Here is a 1,603-nt window from a genome sequence, read left to right on the forward strand (position 1 = left end):
CTAGGTTTTGGGGGACTAGCGGGGGGAGTTGTGGGGACTAGGGGAAGCGTTGCGTGCCCGGGGGAGTTGTGGGCGGCTGGGCGGCTGTGGGAGTAGCGGGGGCTGTGTGTGCCTGCTGGGTCGTGGGGGCTGGGCGCGTGTGAGAGGGCGGCGGCGCTGTTGGGGCCGCTGCTTGAGTTGGGGAGTGGGGCAAGTGGTGGCGGTGTGACTGGGGGCCTTTGGGTAAGGGTGAGTTGGGTGTTGTCGCGGGTTGGTTTTGTGGTGGGTCTCTTCTTTGTTTTGCGCTCGGCGCAACCGCCCACCCCATCGAGCCCGCCCGGAAATCCCGCTTTCAGAGCCCGATGCCGGAGGCGAGGCGATGAAATCGCTCAGCCGCGGATTTTCTCGGTGGTGGTGAGGGTGCCGGGGGTGGTCAAGTCGGCTGTGGGGGTGGGCCAGGTGATGACGCTGAGGGTGGTGGTCTTGAGCAGGGGGCGGGTGCCGGTCAGCTCGGCGACCACGTCCTCCAGGTCGGGGTTGTGGCCGATGAGCAGGACGGTGGCGGCGCTGTCGGGGAGGGTGCGCAGGACGGCGATGACGGCCTCGGGACCTTCGCCGTAAAGCTGCTCGTCGTGCACGACCTTGGGGCTGGTGCGCAGCTCCGGGGCGACGAGGTCCCAGGTCTGCCGGGTGCGGGTGGCGGGGGAGACCAGCGCGATGTCCACCGGGTCGGCGTGGGCGGCCAGCCAGCGGCCTGCGGCGGCGGCGTCGCGGCGGCCGCGGTCGGCGAGGGGGCGGCGGTAGTCGGGGACACCCTCGGGCCAGGCGGACTTGGCGTGGCGGAGGACGACGAGGCGGCGCATGGGGGTCAGCCTCCCACCGCGGGCCCGGCCGGGGCGGGCGCGGCGCGGCGCAACCTGCGGAACTCGCGCCACACCAGGGCCACGACCAGCAGGTCCAGCGCGCCGAACACCGCCAGCCCCACCGACCCGGTGCGCACCGCGCGCGCCACCTCGTAGGCCACGAACGCGAGCAGCACCACGCAGGCCACCGGGAACGCCGCCACCACCTCGCGCCACAGGGCCACGACCAGCCCGAGCTTCACCACCGCGTGCAGCAGCAGGTAGCAGATCGCGAACGTGCGGGTGCTGCCGTCGGCGAAGTCCGCCGCCGCCCGCGACAGGTGGTGCGCCAGCGTCCCGTTGTGGTCCCCGAGCAGGTCCCGGGTGATCACCGCGTTCGCCGCCCCGGTGATCAGCGACGGCGGCACCGCGATCAGGACCAGGGCCCCGAGCAGCTGCACCACCCCGTCGGCCCCCTTGAGCACGACCGCGAGCCGGAACAACCCGCTGCCCGACCGCCCACCCGCTCCGCTCACGCACTACAGCATGCCCCGCCCGCACCCCCCTGGCCAGCGTGAACGCGCCCACGCCGTTACCACGAGATCACGATTTCCGGGCGGGACCATCCACAGGCGCCTGGGGTCCCCCGATGTCCACTCTGCCGGCGCGGGCCGACAGTTCCGGGCCGTGCGCGGGCAGTTGTCCACAGGGTCGCTGGGAGCCCCCGAATTCCATCCTGCCCGCGAGGGGCGACAGTTCCGGGCGGGTGGGGCGGGGGGTGT

The 1,603-nt window shown here is 72.7% G+C and carries 2 protein-coding genes; both read right to left on the reverse strand.

The annotated features are described in order from the left end of the window. Positions 1-368 precede the first annotated feature (368 nt). Positions 369-842, reverse strand: coding sequence for a SixA phosphatase family protein (locus BJP25_RS30710; protein WP_075978569.1), 474 nt, complete (start codon positions 840-842; stop codon positions 369-371). 5 nt (positions 843-847) lie between these two features. Further along, entirely contained in the window at positions 848-1,357 is a 510-nt protein-coding gene (locus BJP25_RS30715) for a DUF2127 domain-containing protein (protein WP_075978570.1), read from the reverse strand. Positions 1,358-1,603: the final 246 nt, after the last annotated feature.

This window comes from Actinokineospora bangkokensis (assembly GCF_001940455.1).
Classification (GTDB): domain Bacteria; phylum Actinomycetota; class Actinomycetes; order Mycobacteriales; family Pseudonocardiaceae; genus Actinokineospora; species Actinokineospora bangkokensis.